Below are 21,576 nucleotides of genomic sequence, written 5' to 3'. Positions count from 1 at the left end.
CTCAGGCAGCGGCGCCGCTGTGGAAGCGGAACTCGGTATCCGGAGTCAGAATCGCCTCTCGCTCCACCTCGGCAAAATAGGCAATGCGCTCATCGATCGGTCCATCGGTATAAGCCTGAGCCATCTGCAGATAGCCCTGGTAATGCCGCGCCTCTGACTTGAGCAACGAGCGATAGAACTTGCCCAGCTCCTCATCGAGATGTGGTGCCAAACGGAAAAAACGCTCACAAGAGCGCGCCTCGATGAAGGCCCCAACAATCAATGTGTCGATCAACTTATGCGGCTCTGAACTGCGCATATGTTTGTGCAGCCGCTGAGCATAGTGCGATGCGCTGACGGGCCGATAACGGACACCGCGCTTCTTCATCAGCGCAGCCACCTGCTCGAAATGACGTAACTCCTCGCGCGCCAATCGAGACAATTTGTCTTGCAAATCGGCCTTTTCGACGTAACGAAACAGTAGCGTAATAGCTGTCGATGCAGCCTTTTTCTCGCAATTAGCATGGTCGATCAATAGCAAGTCCTGATTAGCCAAAGCCTGAGCAATCCAGGCGTCTGGCGTAGGACAAAGCAGGAAGTTTTCGATTTCCGGAAGCAGTTGCATGGGCTCACGAGGGCGCTACGGTGGCGCTGGCAGAGGACGTCAGGGCGGGCCATTATACGAATGCAAGCCAGGACGGCCAGCGGTGCGTTGATTTAGATCAAAAACGCACGAACCTGACACCTACTACAGTGCAATCAGTAGATTCCAGGGAGATGACGACCATGCAAGCAATACGCAGCATTCTTGTATTAATGGAACCCGACGAGTCAGAAGGCTGGGCAATCAAGCGAGCCAAACTGATTTCCAGCGTCACCCAATCGCATCTGCATCTTCTGATTTGCGATAAAAAAAGCGACCACACTCCCTTCCTTGACCAAGTCAGTGCATCCCTCCAACTCGACGGCTATAGCGTTTCCAGCCAACAGGCGTGGCATGAGACCGAGTACCAAACCATCATCAGCGCACAGCAGGCCGAAGGCTGCGGCCTGGTGATAAAGCGGCATCTGCCGGACAATCCGCTGAAAAAAGCCCTGCTCACTCCGGACGACTGGAAGCTTTTGCGGCACTGCCCTTGCCCGGTATTGATGGTGAAAAGCGAAAAACCCTGGACTGGCGGGACGATTTTGGCAGCCGTCGATGTCGGGAACTCAGACAGCGAACATCGCACCCTGCACTCCAGCATCGTTAGCCACGCCCACGAGATTGCCGCGCTGGCCAAAGCCGATCTGCACGTCATTGCCGCCCATCCGTCACCAATGCTGTCGGCCGCCGACCCGGTATTTCAGCTCAAAGAAACCATCGAATCGCGTTATCGCGAGCAGTGCCTTGGCTTCCAGACAGAATATTCAATCGACGACCAGCATCTGCATGTCGAAGAGGGCCCGGCCGATGTGCTGATTCCCTACATCGCCCACCAGCTCGGCGCGGCAGTGACGGTTATCGGCACCGTTGCCCGCAGCGGTCTGTCAGGGGTACTGATCGGCAATACAGCCGAGGTAGTGCTCGACACCCTGGAAAGCGATGTGCTGGTTCTCAAACCGGACGCCATCATTGCCCATCTCGAGGAACTGGTAGCGCAGCACTGATCAAGCGCGCACCAAACATGACAAAGCCGCCAACAAAGGCGGCCTTGTCATGCCTTTAATCAGTGCATCAGACGCGCTTTTCCATGCCTTCGAGAAGAAAACGCGGCGCGATGTAACGATCGTAATGCGCTTCGGAGAGCAGAAAGAACTCCCGATCAATGGCATCGCGCAGCTCCGGCAGCGCCCAATCGCGGAACTCTGGCAGCAGAGCCATCCCATAGGCGTCCAACTGGCTGATCACCCGTGCGCCCCGCGCGATCAGCTGATATGCCCAGCAGTAAGGCGACTGCTCGGGGACGAAGCGGATTTTGCGCTGTTCAAGTTGATTGCGTAGGCGCGCGGCATCGAATACATCCAGCTTGGCTTCCATGACCTGGGCCAGAAGGATCTCCAAACGCTGCCAGACCGCGCGTTTTTCTTCCTCGCTGTAGGCGTTCCAGTTGACTACTTCGTGGTGAAAGCGCTTGCAGCCACGGCAGACCAGATCGCCATACACCGTAGAGCAAAGGCCTACACAGGGAGTCTTGATGCGCTGGTTGGACATGATCGATAGGCAATGGGCAGCGGAACAGGCCGGCATTTTAGCCCGTTGCCCAGGCAGGGTCACCTCAGTTTCCATGCGGGTTTACGCTTAACTTTGCCGGTCCTTTCCAGTAGAATCCCTCCGCCTTTTAGGCGTAGATGTCCGTTGGAAGCTGTTTTCAAAGCGTCACGAGCACAGTTGTTTCCGCCAGGAAGATACTGGCGCTGGTTTCGAGCTCCGAACCTGCGCCATCCCTCATCCTGCAGCGTAAAACTTTGAAAACAGCTTCTGGATGGAGCCACTGAAACCATCGTTCGCAGCTCATAAAGCTGTTGCGCGGATGTGTTTAGCGGTTTCCTGAATGCGTCCCGGACACCCTTTGGGACCACTGATGAGGGTAATTACTGTGCTTGAAGCCTATCGCAAACATATTGAAGAGCGTGCCGCTCAGGGTATCGTCCCTCAGCCGCTGAACGCCGAACAAACTGCAGGCCTGGTCGAGCTGCTGAAGAATCCTCCGACTGGTGAAGAGTCTGTCCTTCTGGACCTGATCACCAACCGTATCCCGCCGGGCGTGGACGAAGCCGCTTATGTCAAAGCCGGCTTCCTTTCCGCCATTGCCAAAGGCGAAGTCAGCTCCCCGCTAATCAACAAGCAACATGCCGTTGAGCTGCTGGGCACCATGCAGGGCGGTTACAACATCGCCACTCTGATTGAGCTGCTGGACAGCGCCGAGCTGTCGACCGCCGCTGCCGAACAGCTGAAGCACACCCTGCTGATGTTCGACGCTTTCCACGATGTCGCCGAGCGCGCCAAGAACGGCAACGCCAACGCCCAAGCCGTACTGAAATCCTGGGCCGAGGGCGAGTGGTTCAAGAACAAGCCGGCACTGGCCGACAAAATTACCCTGACCGTATTCAAGGTTCCTGGCGAAACCAACACCGACGACCTGTCGCCGGCGCCGGATGCCTGGTCGCGCCCGGACATTCCGCTGCACGCCCTGGCCATGCTGAAAATGACCCGCGACGGCATCGAGCCGCAAGAACACGGCGTTACCGGTCCGCTGAAGCAGATCGAAGCTGTTAAGGCCAAAGGCTTCCCGGTTGCCTACGTTGGCGACGTGGTCGGTACCGGTTCTTCCCGTAAATCCGCTACCAACTCGGTGCTGTGGTTCTTCGGCGACGACATCCCCAACGTGCCGAACAAGCGCGCTGGCGGTTTCTGCTTCGGTAACAAAATCGCTCCCATCTTCTACAACACCATGGAAGATGCCGGCGCCCTGCCGATCGAGTTCGACGTTGCCAACCTGAACATGGGCGACGTGATCGACGTCTACCCGTACGCCGGTAAAGTCACCAAGTACAACACCGAAGAAGTTCTGGCCACCTTCGAACTGAAGACCCCAGTACTGCTCGACGAAGTACGTGCTGGCGGCCGTATTCCGCTGATCGTCGGCCGTGGCCTGACCGAGAAGGCGCGCGCCGAACTGGGCCTGCCCTCCTCTGATCTGTTCGCCAAGCCAGAGCAACCAGCAGAAAGCAGCAAGGGCTTCACCCTGGCGCAGAAGATGGTCGGCAAGGCGTGCGGCGTAGCCGGCGTGCGTCCGGGCACATACTGCGAGCCGAAGATGACCACCGTCGGCTCCCAGGACACCACGGGCCCGATGACCCGCGACGAGCTGAAAGACCTGGCTTGCCTGGGCTTCTCTGCCGACCTGGTGATGCAGTCCTTCTGCCACACCGCGGCCTATCCGAAGCCGATCGACGTCACCACCCACCACACCCTGCCAGATTTCATGCGCAACCGTGGTGGCGTGTCCTTGCGTCCGGGTGACGGCATCATCCACAGCTGGCTGAACCGTATGCTGCTGCCGGATACCGTTGGTACCGGTGGTGACTCGCACACCCGCTTCCCGATCGGTATCTCCTTCCCGGCCGGTTCCGGCCTGGTCGCCTTCGCTGCCGCGACTGGCGTGATGCCGCTGGACATGCCGGAATCGGTTCTGGTGCGCTTCAAGGGCAAACTGCAACCAGGCATCACCCTGCGTGACCTGGTCCATGCCATCCCTTACTACGCCATCCAGAAGGGCCTGCTGACCGTCGAGAAGAAAGGCAAGAAGAACGCCTTCTCCGGCCGCATCCTCGAGATCGAAGGTCTGGACGAGCTGACCGTCGAACAAGCTTTCGAACTGTCTGACGCCTCGGCCGAGCGCTCTGCTGCAGGTTGCACCATCAAGCTGCCGGAAAAAGCGGTTGCCGAGTACCTGCAGTCCAACATCACCCTGCTGCGCTGGATGATCAGCGAAGGATACGGCGATGCGCGCACCATGGAGCGTCGCGCCCAAGCGATGGAAGCCTGGCTGGCCAACCCGCAGCTGATGGAAGCCGACAAGGACGCCGAGTACGCCGAGATCATCGAGATCGATCTGAGCGAAGTGAAAGAGCCCGTGCTCTGCGCGCCGAACGATCCGGACGATGCCCGTCTGCTGTCCAGCGTCCAAGGTCAGAAGATCGACGAAGTGTTCATCGGTTCCTGCATGACCAACATCGGCCACTTCCGCGCTGCCGGTAAGTTGCTCGAGAAAGTCAAAGGTGGCATCCCGACTCGTCTGTGGCTGTCGCCGCCGACCAAGATGGACGCTCACCAGCTGACCGAAGAAGGCTACTACGGCATCTACGGTAAAGCCGGCGCGCGCATGGAAATGCCGGGCTGCTCGCTGTGCATGGGTAACCAGGCGCGCGTAGCTGCCAACTCCACCGTGGTGTCGACTTCGACCCGTAACTTCCCGAACCGTCTGGGCGATGGTGCCGACGTATTCCTCGCCTCGGCGGAGCTGGCGGCTGTTGCTGCCATCACCGGTAAGCTGCCGACCGTCGAGGAATACATGGTCTACGCGAAAGACATCGACAGCATGGCTGCCGACGTTTACCGCTACCTGAGCTTCGACCAGATCGCCGAGTTCCGTGAGGCCGCTGCGAACGCCAATATCCCGGTCGTTCAAGCCTAAGCGTTACCTGGCATCAAAAGAGCCCCGCCTAGTGCGGGGCTCTTTCTTTTTCCGGGCTTGCTAGCCCTGTGGCGAGCACTTACCTTGCACACGCGGGCCGCCAATTTGCTGCCCCTTGGACGATCTAGGAGTAGGTTCATGAAACATTGGATTTTCGCCATTTTCTGCGCAGCCGCACTTGCTGGCTGCTCCAGCGAATACATCATCACCACCACCGATGGGCAGATGCTCACCAGCGACGACAAGCCGGAGCTGGATAAAGACACCGGCATGCTGGAGTTCGAGGACGGTGAAGGCCGCAAGCAGCAGATCCCGCAAAGCAACGTGAAACAGATGATCGAACGCTGAGCAATCTCGCGATTCCAGAGCCCCGCTTCGGCGGGGCTTTTTTCTGCCCGCACGCATGGCACATGCCTTGCTAACCCATTACTGCAGCTGTCTCCAATGGCGGAACAGCACCAAACTAAGGCGTCGCTCCGGCCGCTGGCTTCTTGGCAGGAATGACGCTTTTTCGTTACAGGATGGAACTGGGCACATGAGCGACCACCGCACTACTCGCGACGACACCCTGGCCTGGGTCGCCGGCACTGACGCACCGGAAAAGAGCACTCTGGACCTGGGCTTCATGCCGCTCACCGACTGCGCCTCCCTAATCGTCGCGGCCACGCAAGGCTTCGCCCAACCCTATGGCCTGAACCTCAACCTGCATCGTCAGGCCTCCTGGGCCACCTTGCGCGATCGCCTGCTGAGCGGCGCCTTGGACGCCGCGCAGATGCTCTATGGCCAGGTCTACGGTGCACACCTGGGGATTGGCGGCAGCGCCACGCCGATGGCCATTCTCATGGGACTGAGCCAGAACGGTCAGGCCATCAATCTGTCGCAAGCGTTGAAGGCTGCCGGCGTGACCAACCGTAAAGCGCTCGCCAAACACGTGCACCAGAACGGCGCAAAACTCACATTCGCCCAGACCTTCCCCACCGGCACCCACGCCATGTGGCTGTATTACTGGCTGGCCAGCCAGGGCATCCACCCGCTCGACGACGTCGCCACCGTGGTGGTGCCGCCACCGCAGATGGTCGCCCATCTACAGGCCGGCCGGATTGACGGCTTCTGTGCCGGCGGCCCGTGGGGCGCGCTGGCCATCGAAGAAGGCCAGGGCTTTACCCTGGCGACCAGCCAGATGATCTGGGCCGACCACCCAGAGAAGGTCCTCGGTGTCACCCGCGAGTTCGTCGAGCAATTCCCCAACACCGCCCGCGCGTTGACCATGGCGGTCCTTGAGGCCAGCCGGTTCATCGACGCCAGCGAAGCCAACAAGCGCAGCACCGCCCAACTGCTCAGCGGCAGCGACTACGTCGGCGCGCCGTTGAGCAGCATCGAGCCGCGCTTCCTCGGCCACTACGCGGACGGCCTGGGCAACAGCTGGGACGATCGCCACCCACTGCGTTTCCATGGCGACGGCGTGGTGAACATGCCCTATCTGTCCGACGGCATGTGGTTCATGACCCAGTTCCGCCGCTGGGGCCTGCTGCGCAGCGATCCCGATTACCTTGGCGTGGCCCAGGACGTGCAGCAGATTGCGCTGTACCGCGACGCCGCCTGCGCACTGGGTATCCAGGTGCCGGATGAGCCAATGCGCAGCGCCACCCTGATCGACGGAAAAACCTGGGACGGCAGCGACCCTAGCGGCTACGCCCGCAGCTTCACCCTGCACGCCCTGCACGATCAACCGCGCTCTCGGGTCAACGCACCATGCTGAAAATCCTCCTGATCAACGACACCGTGAACAAGGTCGGCCGACTCAAGGCGGCACTGGTCGAGGCCGGCTTCGAAGTCATCGACGAATCCGGCCTGACCATCGATCTGCCGGCGCGCGTCGACGCCGTGCGCCCCGACGTGGTGCTGATCGACAGCGATTCGCCAGGGCGCGACGTCATGGAGCAGGTGGTGCTGGTCAGTCGCGACCAGCCGCGGCCGATCGTCATGTTCACCGACGAACAGGACCCCGGCGTGATGCGCCAGGCGATCCGCGCCGGGGTAAGCGCCTACATCGTCGAAGGCATCCAGGCACAGCGCCTGAAGCCGATTCTCGACGTCGCCATGGCCCGCTTCGAGAGCGACCAGGCCTTACGCGCGGAGCTGCAGGCCCGCGATGCACAACTGGCCGAGCGCAAGCGTGTGGAACACGCCAAGGGGCTGCTGATGAAGATGCGCCAGTGCAGCGAGGAAGAGGCCTACACGCTGATGCGCCGTCAGGCCATGAGCAAACAGCAGAAGCTGCTGCAGGTCGCCGACCAGATCATCTCCATGCACGAATTGCTCGGCGGCGGCGCGTAGCTCGGGCCGGGCGCGGCGATAAGCTGCCAGCGCCCTCTCGACAGAAGCCCCCGCGCCCGCTTATCTTCGCCACTGGCCATCGCAGTGGCCAACGTCGCTCGGACGGTTCCGGGCGCTTACGTATCCGAGGAAAGCATGGCTGACCAGCCTTCGCGCCGCTTTGCGCGCATCGATCGTCTCCCCCCCTACGTTTTCAACATCACCGCCGAGCTGAAGATGGCCGCCCGCCGCCGTGGCGAGGACATCATCGACCTCAGCATGGGCAACCCTGACGGTGCCACCCCACCGCACATCGTCGAGAAGCTCTGCACCGTCGCCCAGCGCGAAGACACCCACGGTTACTCCACCTCGCGCGGCATCCCGCGCCTGCGTCGCGCCATCTCGCGCTGGTACGCCGAGCGCTACGAGGTGGAGATCGACCCGGAAAGCGAAGCCATCGTCACCATCGGCTCCAAGGAAGGCCTGGCGCACCTGATGCTGGCCACCCTCGACCATGGCGACACCGTGCTGGTGCCCAACCCCAGCTATCCGATCCACATCTATGGCGCGGTGATCGCCGGCGCCCAGGTGCGCTCGGTGCCGTTGGTGCCCGGCGTGGATTTCTTCGCCGAGCTGGAGCGGGCGATTCGCGAAAGTATTCCCAAGCCGAAGATGATGATCCTCGGCTTCCCCTCCAACCCGACCGCGCAGTGCGTCGAGCTGGACTTCTTCGAACGCGTGGTGGCCCTGGCCAAACAGTACGACGTGCTGGTGATCCACGACCTGGCCTACGCCGACATCGTCTACGACGGCTGGAAAGCGCCGTCGATCATGCAGGTGCCGGGCGCCAAGGACATCGCCGTGGAGTTCTTCACCCTGTCGAAGAGCTACAACATGGCCGGCTGGCGGGTCGGCTTCATGGTCGGCAACAAGGAACTGGTCAGCGCCCTGGCGCGGATCAAGAGCTACCACGACTACGGCACCTTCACCCCGCTGCAAGTCGCCGCCATCGCCGCGCTGGAAGGCGACCAGCAGTGCGTGCGCGACATCGCCGAGCAGTACCGCCAGCGCCGTAACGTGATGGTCAAGGGCCTGCACGAGATTGGCTGGATGGTCGAGAACCCCAAGGCGTCGATGTACGTCTGGGCGAAGATTCCCGAGTCCTATGCCCATCTGGGGTCGCTGGAGTTCGCCAAGAAGCTGCTGGCCGAGGCCAAGGTCTGCGTTTCGCCGGGGATCGGTTTCGGCGACTACGGCGATGACCATGTGCGCTTCGCCCTGATCGAGAACCAGGACCGCATCCGACAGGCGATCCGCGGTATCAAGGGCATGTTCCGCGCCGACGGCCTGCTACCCCCGGCGCCCCCGGGGAAAGGCAAAGCACCTGCCAGCTGAGCCTCAGACTCGGTCAGAAAAGCCCGCCTTGTGCGGGCTTTTCCGTTTTCTTGCATGCGCATTTTCGGATTTGTGGACTGTGCTTTGCGCCGACGAATGGCACACTCGTCATCCGTACTGAACCGCCGTCCTCCTAGCAGTCCCAGCCACAAAAGGAACTTCGTGATGATCAGCCGCCTGCTCCCGCTCACCCTCCTCGCCGCCAGCCTCGCCGCCCATGGCGAAAGCGCCACCCTGTCGGTGATGGACGGTACCGGTCCGAATCCGAAGCTGCCGGAGCCGAACAAGACCCTGCTGCCCACAGTCAACGTCGCCAAGGCGGTGGGCTGGGCCGAAGGCGCCGCCCCGGTGGCGGCGTCCGGCACCCAGGTCAATGCGTTGGCCAAGGGCCTCGATCACCCGCGCTGGCTCTACGTGCTACCCAACGGTGACGTGCTGGTGGCAGAGAGCAACGCCCCGGCGCGGGAAACCAGCGGGGTGAAGGACTGGGTCGCCGGCAAGATCATGGCCAAGGCCGGCGCCGGTGTGCCCAGCGCCAACCGCATCACCCTGCTGCGCGACGCCGACCACGACGGCGTGGCGGAAACCCGCAGCACCTTCCTCAAGGACCTCAACTCGCCCTTCGGCATGACCCTGGTTGGCAACGAGCTGTACGTCGCCAATGCCGATGCACTGGTGCGCTTCCCGTACAAAGACGGCGACACCGAGATCAGCGCCGCCGCCAGCAAGGTGATCGACCTGCCGGCCGGGCTCAACCACCACTGGACCAAGAACGTTATCGCCAGCAAGGACGGCAGCAAGCTGTACGTCACCGTCGGTTCCAACAGCAACGTCGGCGAGAACGGCATGGACATTGAGGAAGGTCGCGCGGCGATCTGGGAGTTCGACCGCGCCAGCGGCCAGCAGCGCATCTTCGCCAGCGGCCTGCGCAACCCCAACGGTCTGGACTGGGAACCGAGCACCGGCGCGCTGTGGACCGCAGTCAACGAGCGCGACGAGATCGGCAGCGACCTGGTACCCGACTACATCACCTCGGTGCGCGACGGCGGCTTCTACGGCTGGCCGTACAGCTACTTCGGTCAGCACGTCGACGAGCGCGTGCAGCCACAGAAACCCGAACTGGTGGCCAAGGCCATCGTCCCGGACTACGCCCTCGGTCCGCATACCGCCTCGCTGGGCATCGCCTTCGCCGAAGGCACCCGCCTGCCGGCGCAGTTCCAGCAGGGCCTTTTCGTCGGCCAGCACGGCTCGTGGAACCGCGACCCGCACAGCGGCTACAAGGTGATCTTCGTGCCATTCGTCAACGGCCAGCCGCACGGCCAACCGGTCGACGTACTGTCCGGCTTCCTGAATGCCGAAGACCAGGCGCAGGGCCGGCCGGTCGGCGTAGTGATCGACAAGCAAGGCGCATTGTTGGTGGCCGATGACGTCGGCAACGTGATCTGGCGTGTCAGCCCGGCCCAGGCGCAGTAATCGATGCCACATCGTTTGCCGTTGCTGTCCAGCCTGCTAATCGTTCCACTCACCAGCGCCGCTACCGACGTCAACCTGCAACCGCTGGTGGTCAGCGGCTCGCGCAGCGAGGCGGCCGACTTCGACCTGCCGTTCTCAGTCGACAGCCTGGATCGCCGGCAGATCAGCGACGGCCAGCCGGGCATCAACGTCTCGGAGGTGCTGCAACGGGTCCCGGGGCTGGTGGTGCAGAACCGCCAGAACTACGCCCAGGACTTGCAGATTTCCTCGCGCGGTTTCGGCGCCCGGTCGACCTTCGGGGTGCGCGGCATCAAGCTGATCGCCGACGGTATTCCGGCCAGTACGCCGGACGGCCAGGGCCAGGCGGCGACCTTCGACCTCGATACCGCCGAGCGCATCGAAGTTCTGCGCGGGCCGATGGCGACCATGTATGGCAGCAACGCTGGTGGCGTGATCCAGCTGTTCTCGCGGGACGGCGAAGGTCCGCCGCAAATTTCCGCCGGTACCGCGTACGATAGCGACGGGCTGAACAAGCAACGTCTGAGCGCCGAAGGTGGCAATCGGCAGGCCGGCTTCATCATCGACAGTTCACGCCTCGACACCGACGGCTATCGCGACCACAGCGCCACCCGACGCGAGCAGAACTTCGCCAAGCTGAATCTCAATCCCGACGACGACAACCGTCTGGCGCTGATCTACAACGACCTCAACCAGCAAAGCGACGATCCGCTGGGTCTGAGTTGGGATGCCTACCAGGCCGACCCGCGCTCCGTGGCGCCAGCAGCGCTGCAATTCGACACGCGCAAGAGCATCGACCATCGGCAGCTCGGCCTTAACTACGAGCGCGATCTCGGCGATGCGAGCGGCGGCGCCCGCATACAAGGCACACTGTATGCTGGGACCCGGCGCGTCGTGCAGTACCAGTCGATCCCCCGCACGGTGCAGCTGGCCTCCATCCGCCAGGCCGGCGGCGTGATCGACTTCGACCGCGAGTTCCACGGCGGCAGCCTGCGCTGGCTGCAACCGGTCGAGGCCGTGCCGGGCGAGTTCGAGTGGGTACTCGGTCTGGATTACGACCGCAGCGAGGACGACCGCCAGGGTTACGAGAACTTCGTCGGCGACCAACTGGGCGTGAAAGGCAACCTGCGCCGCGACGAAATCGACACCATCACCAGCCTCGATCCCTACCTGCAGGCCAACTGGAGCCTGGGCGACTGGACCTTGCAGGCCGGCGTGCGCCATAACCGCGTCGAGGCAGAAGTCAGCGACCGCTTTCTCGCCAACGGCGACGACAGCGGCAGCCGGACCTACCAGCAGAACACCCCGGCCATTGGCCTGATGTACGCCTTCACGGCTGACCTGCATGGCTACATCAGCGCCGGCAAGGGCTTCGAAACCCCCACCACCACCGAACTGGCCTACTCCCCTGGTGGCGGCGGCTTCAATCTTGACCTGCAACCTTCGACCAGTCGCCAATATGAAATCGGCCTGAAGGCACTGTTTGGCGAAAATACCCGGCTGAACGCGGCGCTGTTTGAGATTCATACCGACGACGAGCTGGTGGTCGCCTCTTCGTTTGGTGGGCGCACGACTTATCAGAACGCCGCTCGCACCCTGCGCCGTGGTTTCGAACTGGCACTGGACACTCAGTTGAACGAGCGCTGGCGCGGTTATCTCGCCTATACCCGGCTGGATGCCAGGTACGACGATGATTTCCTCAGCAATGGTCAGCCAGTCGACAAGGGCAAGCATCTACCCGGCGTGCCTGGCACCACGCTGTATGGCGAACTGCTCTGGCAACCACGCGAGGGCCTCAACAGCGCGGTGGAAGGCGTGTATCGCAGCCAGGTCTATGTGGACGACAGCAACCGAGCCAAGCCCGCGCCGAGCTACGCGGTATTCAACTGGCGTACCCGCCTCGAACAGCGCCTCGACCACTGGACCTTCGGTCAAACGCTACGTCTGGACAACCTCTTGGACCGGCAATATATCGGCTCAGTCATCGTCGCCGATGGTAACGGCCGCTACTACGAACCGGCGCCTAGTCGGAACTGGTACGCAGGATTGGATGCGGCATATCGCTTCTAAGTGCTCTCGTTGATCCCACCCCTCTTTTTCGGGGAAATCAAAAGGACCAATACAGACCAATCACACTCTTTTTACCGCCAAATCCCCACCAAAATAGAACGATCGCTCCAAAAAACGACGCCAAAAAACGCTCGTATCCGGCTCTTTTTTCCTACTTGACCGCATGCCCAGGAAACACCGCTTGGGGCCCTCTAGCGTGGGGAAGACAATCAGTTCGGCATCAGAAAAATCTGGCATGAAATTTTCCGCTCGTCGATTTTATAGGTGCCATTAAGACCAAAGTCGGAACAAAATCGGTATTCTGGCCTCTCAGTCGATACCTGAGTACGCAGCGTCAGCGCTGTTACTCACGGACATTTTCGCGCTTCCCCTTGGAGAAATATTGCTTACAGCGCAAATCATTGCGCCGAGGAATCTTTTTCCCTGTGAAAACACGAAAACATAATCGCCAGATTATGAAAAAGTTACAGCCCCGAAGGAATGGCGAAATAATGATGCACAAAGCATCAAACTAAAACCAACCGATACAAAGAGGTTTCCCATGGAAATTTTGTCTTTCCTTACTTCCCTGCCCAAGCAGGAAGTAACCATGGAGCTGATTCGTTTAGCGCTCGTATATTCACATCTTATTGCTTGCTGCGTAGCCCTTGGCATGGTTATTGTTAGCGACTTTACGATGATAAAAAGATTAATCACCGATGATTCTTCCCAGCAGGATCCACATCACCTTGCCCAACTCAAAACCACAGTACTCATTGCGCTCGGCGCCCTGTGGATTACCGGCCTGATGATTATTGGATTGGACGCCTCAATCAAAGGTCAGGAATATTTCCTCAACCCCAAATTACAAGCCAAGATTCTTATTGTGGTGCTGCTCACCATCAATGGATATGTGCTGCACAACCTTGTCATGCCAGCCATGAACAAGGCTGGTTGCATCCTTAAACTGGATGTCAACACCCGGACCTTGGCCGTGTTTGCCGGCACCGTTTCCGCCGTATCCTGGTTGTACGCTGCCATGCTCGGTGTTGGCCGCCCCCTGGCATGGAAGTACAGCATGCAAGAGCTCTTGGTAGCATATCCGCTATTAATTGCCGCGGGTTTCACCATGATGATTTTGCTGATCGACTGGAAAACTTCCCGACGCAAGACCGAAGGGCAAGCCCGTATGGAACATGCCGAAGCGCTCGCACTTAATCATCGATAAGTAAGTCTCACCCATAGTTGAACAGGGATGTTCCACTAATAAAAACTCCGATATAAAACGTTTCGCCCTACAAATATCTCCACCACTCTAATCCCCACTTAATCACCCTCGCGACTTAATGGCATCCCGCCGCCAATCCGTTCGTCAGACTATTTTGAACTTACCCGGCGATCACGCAACCAATAGGAGCTTTAATTCTCTCCTGATAATTAGTAAGGATCATCTGTGATTGATCTCAGCACTTGGGTACTCAGCGTCCCTGGCCAGACGGCCGCCACCGACATCAGCACCGCGCGATTGAACAATGGCTACAGCAGCCAGTACTTTCGCCAGAATTCCGATGGCAGCGTGACGTTCTGGGCGCCGGTTACCGGCAGCCACAGTGCCGATGCCATCTACCCGCGCAGCGAACTGCGCGAAAGCCAAGCCGATGGTACGTTCAGCAACTGGCCGTACGCCCAGGCGGACAACTATTTGAGCGCGGTCCTGCGGGTCGAAAAAGTGCCGAGCAAGAACAAAATCGTCATCGGCCAGATCCACAGCAAAGACCAGCCCGGCAGCCAGAACGACCCATTGCTCAAGCTGCAATACCACTACTACAACGGTATCGGGCGGATTGAGGCATTGCTGCGTAAACGTCCGGGTGACAAGACTGTGCAGAACATTCTGATCGCCGAAAACATCCAGCTGGGCGAGCGCTTTGGCTACGACCTGCGCCTGACTCCCAGCGGCAACCTGGGCATCCGCGTGACTAGCAGCGACGGCGATGGTGGCTCGCATTACCAACCCATCAGCGGCTATTGGGGCAAACAGCTGCTGTATTTCAAGGCGGGCGCTTACGTGCAGGACAACTACGGGCCGAGCACAGAAGGTGGCAAGGTGACCTTCTACTGGCTGAATGCGGCGCACCAATAAGGCAGCAAACCGTTAATTTCGTCCGTTTAGACGCCGCCAAGGCGGAACCGGGCCGGCTAAAATCGCTGCCTCAGTTATTACAAACGCAGTGAGATCGAGCATGGCCCGTCTGACCCTTGAGTTTCCCGAGCACCTTTTCTACTACCACACCATGATGAGCGTGCGGACCACCGACATTAATGGCGGTGGTCATCTGGGCAACGACAACATGATCTCGATGATTTCCGAGGCGCGAGCACGCTTCCTCTACGAGGCACGGATCAGCGAAGGTCGGGACGCGAACGGGATCGGCTATGTGGCCACCGACTTGGCCACCACCTACAAGGCGGAAGCCTTCGCCCGCGACACGCTGCGCTTCGACCTCGGTCTGATGGATCTGAACAAGTACGGTGGCGACATCATCTTCCGCGTCACTCGCCCGGCGGACGGCAAACTGATCGCGATGGCCAAAGCCGGCTTCGTGTTCTTCGACTACAAGGCCAAGAAAGTCACCCCGATTCCCGAGCACGTACGCGCCGGGCTACCAGCTCACATCAACTGGGTGAGCTAAACGTTTGACCCTCTCCCATACACCGGGAGAGGGCGTTTACCAGACCAGATTCTCGCCGCCCCAACTCGGCGCAACTGCAGCTCGCACCGCGCCCTTTTGCATCAACTCCGCCCTCCTCACACCTCGGAACGCCCGATAATTCAAGCCTTCTAGAACTTGGCCCGGCTCTTGCTCAGGAGCAGGCACAGGTAGCCAACGGCGGTTGCCTCCACATACGACAAAGACGTCGCTACACCTTTCGCTACTCGTTGGCGATTCGTGCTGCGGCGTTTTTTCGTTTCGGCTCCAGTGATTGGAGTCTGTGGAGCGACCGTGATCCGGTGCTCCGCTTGTTATTCATAACCGCTGTGGCTTCGGCCACGGGCAAGTGCCACAAGCACCTGCCTTCCTGGCGGTTGCCATACGGTGACGAATCGGTATGCGCAACCGCTGGGCCCTACGAACGGATAGAGGTGTCAGATGAATACGAGTTTTTGGAAGGCCGGGCATACGCCAACGTTGTTCGCTGCGTTTCTCTATTTCGACATGAGTTTCATGGTCTGGTACGTGCTTGGACCGCTGGGCGTGCAGATCGCCGCCGACCTCGGTTTGACCACCCAGCAGCGAGCACTGATGGTCGCCACGCCGATTCTCGCCGGTGCGCTGCTGCGCTTTCTGATGGGTTTGCTGGCTGATCGCACCTCACCGAAAAGTGCCGGCATTTTCGGCCAGGTCATCGTCATCGGTGCCCTGTTTGGCGCCTGGCAGCTGGGTGTTCACAGCTATGAGCAAGCCCTGCTGCTCGGCCTGTTCCTCGGTATGGCGGGCGCTTCTTTCGCCGTCGCCCTGCCGCTGGCCTCGCAATGGTATCCACTGCAGCATCAGGGCAAGGCGCTGGGCATCGCCGGTGCTGGGAACTCTGGCACCGTGCTGGCCGCCCTGTTCGCGCCTGGCCTGGCCGCGTTGTTTGGCTGGAACAATGTGTTCGGGCTGGCGCTGATCCCGCTGGTGCTAACCCTGGTGATCTTCGCCAGTACGGCACGCAACGCTCCCGAGCGCCCGGCACCCAAGTCGGTAGCCGATTACCTTAAGGCGCTGGGCGACCGCGACAGCTGGTGGTTCATGTTTTTCTACAGCGTGACCTTCGGTGGCTTCCTCGGCCTGGCCAGCACCCTGCCCGGCTACTTCCATGATCAATACGGTCTGGCCCCAGTCACCGCCGGCTACTACACCGCTGCTTGCGTCTTCGCCGGTAGCCTGATGCGTCCGTTGGGCGGCGCGTTCGCCGACCGCATCGGCGGGATTCGCACCCTGCTGGCGGTGTATACGGTGGCCGCTATCTGCATCGCGGCGGTGGGCTTCCATATCTCCAGTTCTTTCGTCGCGCTGGCGCTGTTCGTGGTGGCGATGCTCAGCCTGGGTGCCGGCAACGGCGCAGTGTTCCAGCTGGTCCCACAGCGCTTTCGCCGCGAGATCGGTGTCATGACCGGTTTGATCGGCATGGCCGGCGGCATTGGCGGCTTCTGCCTGACCGCAGGACTCGGCGCCATCAAGCAGCAGACCGGCGATTACCAGCTCGGCCTGTGGCTGTTCGCCAGCCTTGGCGTGCTGGCCTGGTTCGGCCTGTATGGCGTGAAACAGCGCTGGAGAACCACCTGGGGCTCGGCTGCCGTCACCGCCGCGCGCGTCTGACTTATTTGTAGGATGGGTATCGCTGCGCTCAACCCATCCTACGTCCAACCCTCGATCACCACGGACCCTCCATGACTTTGCAACTGCGTTTCGGCGAAGCCAGCGCCATCGGCCCGCGGGAAGAAAACCAGGACGCCCTGCGGGTAGTCACCCCGACGCCAGCCCTGGCGGCGAGCAAAGGCTCTCTGTTCGCCCTCGCTGACGGCGTCAGCCAGTGTGCCGATGGCGGTCTGGCGGCTCGGGCAACGCTGCAGGCACTGGCCCTCGATTACTATGCCACCCCGGAAACCTGGGCGGTGGCGCAATCCCTGGAACGACTGCTGTTGGCCCACAACCGCTGGCTACGCGCCAATGGCGGGGGCCAGCCGCTACTCACCACCCTCACCGCACTGGTGCTGCGCGGACGACGTTTCACCCTCGCGCACGTCGGCGACTGCCGCGCCTACCGCTGGCATGACGGTCAATTGGAGCGTATCAGCGAAGATCACGTCTGGGATCAGCCGGGCATGCAACACGTGCTCAAGCGCGCGCTGGGCCTGGATCAACATCTGGTCGTGGATTATCTGGACGGCGAACTGCGCGCCGGCGAGCATTTTCTGCTGGTCAGCGACGGCGTTTGGGCGACCCTTGGCGACAACCGCATCCAGCAGATTTTGCAGGATGCCAATGAACCCGCCGCCATCTGCCAGGCACTGGTCAGCGCCGCGCATCTGGCCGGCAGCCAAGACAATGCCAGCGCCTTGCTGGTGGAAGTTGGCGACCTGCCGGAAAGCGCGCTCGGCGATACCCTCGCCCAGCTCGATCAATGGCCGCTAGCGCCGAAGCTGCGCGATGGCCAGGAGTTCGAAGGCTGGCAGGTCGAGCGGCTGATCAGCGAGACACGCCAGTCGCTGGTCTATCGGGTGCGCGATGCCCAGGCACGGCGCTGGCTGTTGAAAACCCTTCCCGCCAATCGTCAGGACGAGCCGCAAGCCGGCTCGGCGCTGCTGCTGGAAGAATGGTTCCTGCGCCGGGTCGCCGGCCGCCACTTTCCCGAAGTGCATCCGCTGCCGCAGCGCCAGCATTTGTACTACCTGCAACGCGAATATCCCGGACAAACCCTGGCCGAACACCGTCGACTGAGCGGTGCGCTGGGCCTGCCGGAATGGCTGGACATCGCCCCGCGTCTGCTCAAGGCCCTGGGCATGCTGCACCGACGCAATATCCTGCACCGCGACATCAAGCCCGAAAACCTGCTGTGGGGCGACGATGGCGAATTGCGCGTTTTGGATTTCGGCCTCGCCTATTGCCCCGGCTTGTCTCGCGATGAGGATCACAGCCTGCCGGGAACCCCCAGCTATATCGCCCCAGAAGCGTTCGCCGGCGCCGCGCCCAGCCCGCAACAGGATATCTACGCAGCCGGCGTGACGTTCTACTACCTGCTCACCGGGCATTATCCCTACGGGGAGATCGAGGCCTTCCAGCACCCGCGCTTTGGCCAACCAATTCCGGCTAGCCGTTATCGTCCCGACTTGCCCACTTGGCTGGATGACTGCCTGAATCGTGCAGTGGCCGCCGACCCCGCCCAGCGCTTCGAAACCGCCGAGGAATGGCTGCTGGTACTCGAGCAGGGCGAACGCCAAGCCATTAGCGTTCGCCCCCGCCCACTGCTGGAGCGCGAACCACTGAAAGTCTGGCGTGGCGTCGCGCTGGTATCACTGGCGCTTAACCTGGCATTGCTGCTGGGGTTACTGGTCTAAAAGGCCACCTTCACCCCCAGCATGCCTTCGTAGCTGTGGTTGTCCCCGTCGACAGCCTTCTGGTAACCGGCGGACACGTAGAAGCTGGTGTCCGCGCCGGCCTGCCAGTCCAAACCGACGTTGACTTCGCCCCAACTACCACCCAGATCAGCATCGAACGGCACGAAACCGCGCGCCGAGGAGAACTCGGTTTTTGGGTCGCCCTTGAACTCGTGCCACACGCTTGGCCGCACCCACAGGCTGGTGCGCAACACCTCGCCGTTCATCGCCTCGCGGTACCAGTCCTTGTCCAGACGCACGCCGGCCCGGCCGATCAACGACTCGACATCCTTGAAGCGCACGTCGGCGGCGATGTCGTGGCTGTCGTCTAGATCGACGGAGCTGTAGATCACCTGTGCCTGCGGTTCGATATACAGGTCCTTGTCGATCTGGAACGGATAGCCACCTTCCAGCGAGGCGGTGTAACCCCAGCCGTCGGTATCCAGCTTGCCCATGCTGTCCGGCTTGGCTTCGATGTCGAAGCGGTTGAGTTGCAGCACGCCGTCCAGATACCAGCCTGCGGGGCCGAAGTGCGTCCAGTAGCCGCCGAGGCTGTAGGCACGCAGCGTGTCGTCACCGGCATCAGCGCCGTTGTAGTGCTCGATGCTACCGTCGATCGTGCCAATGGCCAGCGACAGGCCAGCCTGATTGGTACTGCCGTCGGTGGCTTCGCTGCGGTACAGGTCCAGACCGACCTGGAAGGCGCTGAGGTCGTAGTCGTATTCCGGCGTCTCGCCGAACGGCCCGCTATGGCTGCGCTCCTGCTCACCGTGCCGGTAGATCGCCCGGCCCCAGCCCAGCGAGGGGCCGTAGGCTTCTTGGTTGTCCGCCGGCAACGGCGCTCCGGCCAGACGACGCTCCTCGCCAACCCGCTCGTGCAGGGTGTCGATGATGGCGCGGCTATAGACCAGCGCCAGTGCCGGCACCGCGGTGTACAACGAGGTTTCCGGGCGATAGTTGGGCCTCGGAGGTGCAGGAGGCGCGGGCGGCGCCGGAGGTGACGGCGGGCTTGGCGGAGCTGGAGGTGAAGGCGGGCTTGGAGGCGAAGGCGGCGTGGGCGTCTCGCTTGAGCGCAAGTACCAGGCCTGTTCGTTGCTGCCGTCAGTGCTGGAGCGCTGCAGGCTACCCTCGATGCTGGAGCGCTGCAGGGTGTACTCGTACGGGCCGGCAACCACCCGCCCGGACAGCGCGAAAGCATCGGCCGCAGTGGTGCCACCGTTGATGGTGTCCACTACCAGGATGCCGTTGCCAGTGGTGAGCTCACCTGCCCCACCGGCATTCTTGATTTGCAGCTGGCTGCTGCCGGTCGCCGTACCGCCGTCGATCAGCAACTTGTCCGAGGGCGAGCCGTCTCCGGCGAGCACGGTGTTCAGGGCCAGGGTGCCGGCGCCGGTGTAACTGTTCACCCGCAAGGTATTGAAGACCCCATCAACCGGAGCGTTGGAGAAGTTCCAGGTGCTGTCCACCAGCGTGACGTTCGCGATACCGCCAGCATCGGTCAAGGCTGCGCCTGTAAGCGTTGAACTCCTGGCCAATAGGTTCAACGTGCCCGTGCTCGCCACCTGGTACAGCGCTGTCCCGCCACTCAAGGAGGAGTTGTCCAGGGTCATGTTGAGCGTACTGTCCGTCACAGATATCCCCGCAGCGAGCCCGGAAGTGATAGTGCTTCGCTCAATAGCCACGGTATTGACGCCATTCGACTGATCGCCTTTTTCGGACACAATCGCCGCCGCACCCGCACCGCTTGTGCTGAGACGGCTGTCAGTGAGCGTGACCGCTCCGCTGTCTCGCAGGATTGCTCCGTGCGCATTAGCGCCGGAGGTGCTGATGGTGATCCGGTTGGACACGATGCTCGCACCTGGCTGTCCCTGCACAGCGTTCAGAGGCACTGGAACCAACCCAGGAGAGGGGGAAGTCGGAAGGCGGCCAACGCTCGCGGGAGCCGGGACGCCATACACCAATAGCCCTTCAGCGCCCTCTCCGGTAGTCGTTATAGACCCACCATTAAGAGTCATCTGGGAATAATCTTGAGAAGTTGCCCCCCCTGAATTGAGACCCGAAACACTGATGGCCACATTGTTGGCAGTCAGTACATCGTAATTACTGGCCGCCAGACCGAATGCCCCACTCCCCTGCACGTTGATCGAACCGCCGCTCAGCGTGAGGCTGTCTACACCGTCGCCAGTGCCTGCGGCGAAAGCACCAATAGCCATGTTGTTTCCCGTGACATTGATCTGCACGTCGCTCGCAGATAGCGACGCGCCCCGCCAGGACGACAGTAGCCCCTTGCTGTTGTCACCCGAGACCGTGATGTTTCCTCCGCGCATTACGACGTTTGAGCCCTTGTCGGAAAAAACACCCGCCACTCCCGTACCGCTGGCCACTAGGCTCCCTACACCCGTCAGCTCGAGCGAACCCCCATCTGTGACATAGACCGCTCTCGTCGACGTCTCGACCCGGCCGCTGTTCACGAAACTGCCGCTGGCACCGTTGCGCAGCCACAAGCCGTTCCCCCCCGCCGTAATATTGCCGGCATTGCTGCCGGCCACCGAGCCGCCATCGAAGACTGCCCCATGAGTGCCGTTCAGCGTTCCACCAGCAGCCTGCGTGAGGCTTCCGCCACCTGAAAAGAACACCGCAGCGTCATCGCTACCACTGCCGCCACTCACATTGCCTGCGTTGTCGAAGCTTGCATTACCGCTGGCTGACTGCAGGAAAACTCCATGGCTCGCGCCGCTGATCGTGCCCTGATTGGACAGTTTCCAGTCCTGACTCGTATCGCCTTCGATACCGTTGCCGGCGGCGGTGTTGACGCTGTTACCTGCCGGCAACAAGACCTCCGCATCCGTGGGACTTACCCCCTGCAGTTGCACGGTCGTAGTTGAGCTGGGGATGACCGTCTGCGCCTGCGACAACTGCGGTATCGCCACACTGATGGCGAGTGCCAATGGCAGTGGGTGGGCCAACAAGCGTGCCGAGGTGGACTTGAGTGAAATCATCAGCATGATTCAGAAACTCCTTGTT

At 61.3% G+C, this 21,576-nt stretch carries 16 protein-coding genes; 13 read left to right on the top strand and 3 right to left on the bottom strand.

The genetic code is table 11. The features are described 5' to 3' along the window. Window position 1 precedes the first annotated feature (1 nt). Entirely contained in the window at window positions 2-604 is a 603-nt protein-coding gene (locus tag NVV93_RS08870; RefSeq protein ID WP_258254070.1) for a tRNA-(ms[2]io[6]A)-hydroxylase, read from the bottom strand. Between the two features lie 161 nt (window positions 605-765). Here NVV93_RS08870 and NVV93_RS08865 point away from each other — a divergent pair, with 161 nt between their 5' ends. After that, window positions 766-1,629 (top strand): universal stress protein, encoded by an 864-nt coding sequence (locus tag NVV93_RS08865; RefSeq protein ID WP_258254069.1) that lies wholly within the window; start codon window positions 766-768, stop codon window positions 1,627-1,629. A 67-nt stretch (window positions 1,630-1,696) separates the two neighbouring features. Here NVV93_RS08865 and NVV93_RS08860 read toward each other — a convergent pair whose 3' ends face one another. Beyond that, window positions 1,697-2,173, bottom strand: coding sequence for a DUF1289 domain-containing protein (locus NVV93_RS08860; protein ID WP_258254320.1), 477 nt, complete (start codon window positions 2,171-2,173; stop codon window positions 1,697-1,699). A 385-nt stretch (window positions 2,174-2,558) separates the two neighbouring features. Between NVV93_RS08860 and acnB the strand changes: the two genes are divergently transcribed. The 12 genes from acnB (at window position 2,559) to NVV93_RS08800 (ending at window position 18,513) form a co-directional block, all read left to right on the top strand. Next, entirely contained in the window at window positions 2,559-5,159 is a 2,601-nt protein-coding gene (gene acnB, locus NVV93_RS08855) for a bifunctional aconitate hydratase 2/2-methylisocitrate dehydratase (protein ID WP_258254319.1), read from the top strand. 138 nt (window positions 5,160-5,297) lie between these two features. Beyond that, the gene (locus NVV93_RS08850) at window positions 5,298-5,507 is read left to right on the top strand and encodes a YgdI/YgdR family lipoprotein (protein ID WP_258254067.1); all 210 of its coding nucleotides are present in this window, start codon (window positions 5,298-5,300) and stop codon (window positions 5,505-5,507) included. A gap of 187 nt (window positions 5,508-5,694) precedes the next feature. Beyond that, on the top strand, window positions 5,695-6,918 hold the full coding sequence (locus NVV93_RS08845) for a CmpA/NrtA family ABC transporter substrate-binding protein (protein ID WP_258254066.1): 1,224 nt from the start codon (window positions 5,695-5,697) through the stop codon (window positions 6,916-6,918). After that, window positions 6,912-7,496: an ANTAR domain-containing response regulator gene (locus tag NVV93_RS08840; protein WP_258254065.1), complete on the top strand. Its 585-nt coding sequence runs from the start codon at window positions 6,912-6,914 to the stop codon at window positions 7,494-7,496. Before NVV93_RS08845 ends, NVV93_RS08840 begins: the two co-directional genes overlap by 7 nt. A gap of 135 nt (window positions 7,497-7,631) precedes the next feature. Then, window positions 7,632-8,870 (top strand): alanine transaminase, encoded by a 1,239-nt coding sequence (alaC, locus tag NVV93_RS08835; protein ID WP_258254064.1) that lies wholly within the window; start codon window positions 7,632-7,634, stop codon window positions 8,868-8,870. Between the two features lie 165 nt (window positions 8,871-9,035). Further along, window positions 9,036-10,343 (top strand): sorbosone dehydrogenase family protein, encoded by a 1,308-nt coding sequence (locus NVV93_RS08830; RefSeq protein ID WP_258254063.1) that lies wholly within the window; start codon window positions 9,036-9,038, stop codon window positions 10,341-10,343. Window positions 10,344-10,346: 3 nt separating this feature from the next. Continuing rightward, on the top strand, window positions 10,347-12,431 hold the full coding sequence (locus NVV93_RS08825) for a TonB-dependent receptor (RefSeq protein ID WP_258254062.1): 2,085 nt from the start codon (window positions 10,347-10,349) through the stop codon (window positions 12,429-12,431). A 541-nt stretch (window positions 12,432-12,972) separates the two neighbouring features. Then, the gene (locus tag NVV93_RS08820; RefSeq protein ID WP_258254061.1) at window positions 12,973-13,638 is read left to right on the top strand and encodes a hypothetical protein; all 666 of its coding nucleotides are present in this window, start codon (window positions 12,973-12,975) and stop codon (window positions 13,636-13,638) included. A 225-nt stretch (window positions 13,639-13,863) separates the two neighbouring features. Beyond that, window positions 13,864-14,553, top strand: a complete 690-nt coding sequence (locus tag NVV93_RS08815; protein ID WP_258254060.1) for a polysaccharide lyase family 7 protein — start codon at window positions 13,864-13,866, stop codon at window positions 14,551-14,553. Between the two features lie 100 nt (window positions 14,554-14,653). Further along, on the top strand, window positions 14,654-15,103 hold the full coding sequence (locus tag NVV93_RS08810; RefSeq protein ID WP_258254059.1) for a thioesterase family protein: 450 nt from the start codon (window positions 14,654-14,656) through the stop codon (window positions 15,101-15,103). Between the two features lie 459 nt (window positions 15,104-15,562). After that, window positions 15,563-16,774: a NarK/NasA family nitrate transporter gene (locus tag NVV93_RS08805; RefSeq protein ID WP_258254058.1), complete on the top strand. Its 1,212-nt coding sequence runs from the start codon at window positions 15,563-15,565 to the stop codon at window positions 16,772-16,774. Window positions 16,775-16,845: 71 nt separating this feature from the next. Further along, the gene (locus tag NVV93_RS08800; protein WP_258254057.1) at window positions 16,846-18,513 is read left to right on the top strand and encodes a bifunctional protein-serine/threonine kinase/phosphatase; all 1,668 of its coding nucleotides are present in this window, start codon (window positions 16,846-16,848) and stop codon (window positions 18,511-18,513) included. Here NVV93_RS08800 and NVV93_RS08795 read toward each other — a convergent pair. After that, window positions 18,510-21,557, bottom strand: coding sequence for an autotransporter outer membrane beta-barrel domain-containing protein (locus tag NVV93_RS08795; RefSeq protein ID WP_258254056.1), 3,048 nt, complete (start codon window positions 21,555-21,557; stop codon window positions 18,510-18,512). The two genes, NVV93_RS08800 and NVV93_RS08795, sit on opposite strands and share 4 nt — an antisense overlap. Window positions 21,558-21,576: the final 19 nt, after the last annotated feature.

It is taken from the genome of Pseudomonas sp. LS44 (genome assembly GCF_024730785.1).
GTDB lineage: Bacteria > Pseudomonadota > Gammaproteobacteria > Pseudomonadales > Pseudomonadaceae > Aquipseudomonas.
This window is presented reverse-complemented; position numbering and strand designations above follow the sequence as displayed.

What these genes read in the sequence shown, in the direction of transcription:
- NVV93_RS08870 (WP_258254070.1), bottom strand. Translation starts at nt 604, where the DNA reads ATGCAACTGCTTCCGGAAATCGAAAACTTCCTGCTTTGTCCTACGCCA.
- NVV93_RS08865 (WP_258254069.1), top strand. Translation starts at nt 766, where the DNA reads ATGCAAGCAATACGCAGCATTCTTGTATTAATGGAACCCGACGAGTCA.
- NVV93_RS08860 (WP_258254320.1), bottom strand. Translation starts at nt 2,173, where the DNA reads ATGTCCAACCAGCGCATCAAGACTCCCTGTGTAGGCCTTTGCTCTACG.
- NVV93_RS08850 (WP_258254067.1), top strand. Translation starts at nt 5,298, where the DNA reads ATGAAACATTGGATTTTCGCCATTTTCTGCGCAGCCGCACTTGCTGGC.
- NVV93_RS08845 (WP_258254066.1), top strand. Translation starts at nt 5,695, where the DNA reads ATGAGCGACCACCGCACTACTCGCGACGACACCCTGGCCTGGGTCGCC.
- NVV93_RS08840 (WP_258254065.1), top strand. Translation starts at nt 6,912, where the DNA reads ATGCTGAAAATCCTCCTGATCAACGACACCGTGAACAAGGTCGGCCGA.
- alaC (WP_258254064.1), top strand. Translation starts at nt 7,632, where the DNA reads ATGGCTGACCAGCCTTCGCGCCGCTTTGCGCGCATCGATCGTCTCCCC.
- NVV93_RS08830 (WP_258254063.1), top strand. Translation starts at nt 9,036, where the DNA reads ATGATCAGCCGCCTGCTCCCGCTCACCCTCCTCGCCGCCAGCCTCGCC.
- NVV93_RS08825 (WP_258254062.1), top strand. Translation starts at nt 10,347, where the DNA reads ATGCCACATCGTTTGCCGTTGCTGTCCAGCCTGCTAATCGTTCCACTC.
- NVV93_RS08820 (WP_258254061.1), top strand. Translation starts at nt 12,973, where the DNA reads ATGGAAATTTTGTCTTTCCTTACTTCCCTGCCCAAGCAGGAAGTAACC.
- NVV93_RS08810 (WP_258254059.1), top strand. Translation starts at nt 14,654, where the DNA reads ATGGCCCGTCTGACCCTTGAGTTTCCCGAGCACCTTTTCTACTACCAC.
- NVV93_RS08805 (WP_258254058.1), top strand. Translation starts at nt 15,563, where the DNA reads ATGAATACGAGTTTTTGGAAGGCCGGGCATACGCCAACGTTGTTCGCT.
- NVV93_RS08800 (WP_258254057.1), top strand. Translation starts at nt 16,846, where the DNA reads ATGACTTTGCAACTGCGTTTCGGCGAAGCCAGCGCCATCGGCCCGCGG.
- NVV93_RS08795 (WP_258254056.1), bottom strand. Translation starts at nt 21,557, where the DNA reads ATGCTGATGATTTCACTCAAGTCCACCTCGGCACGCTTGTTGGCCCAC.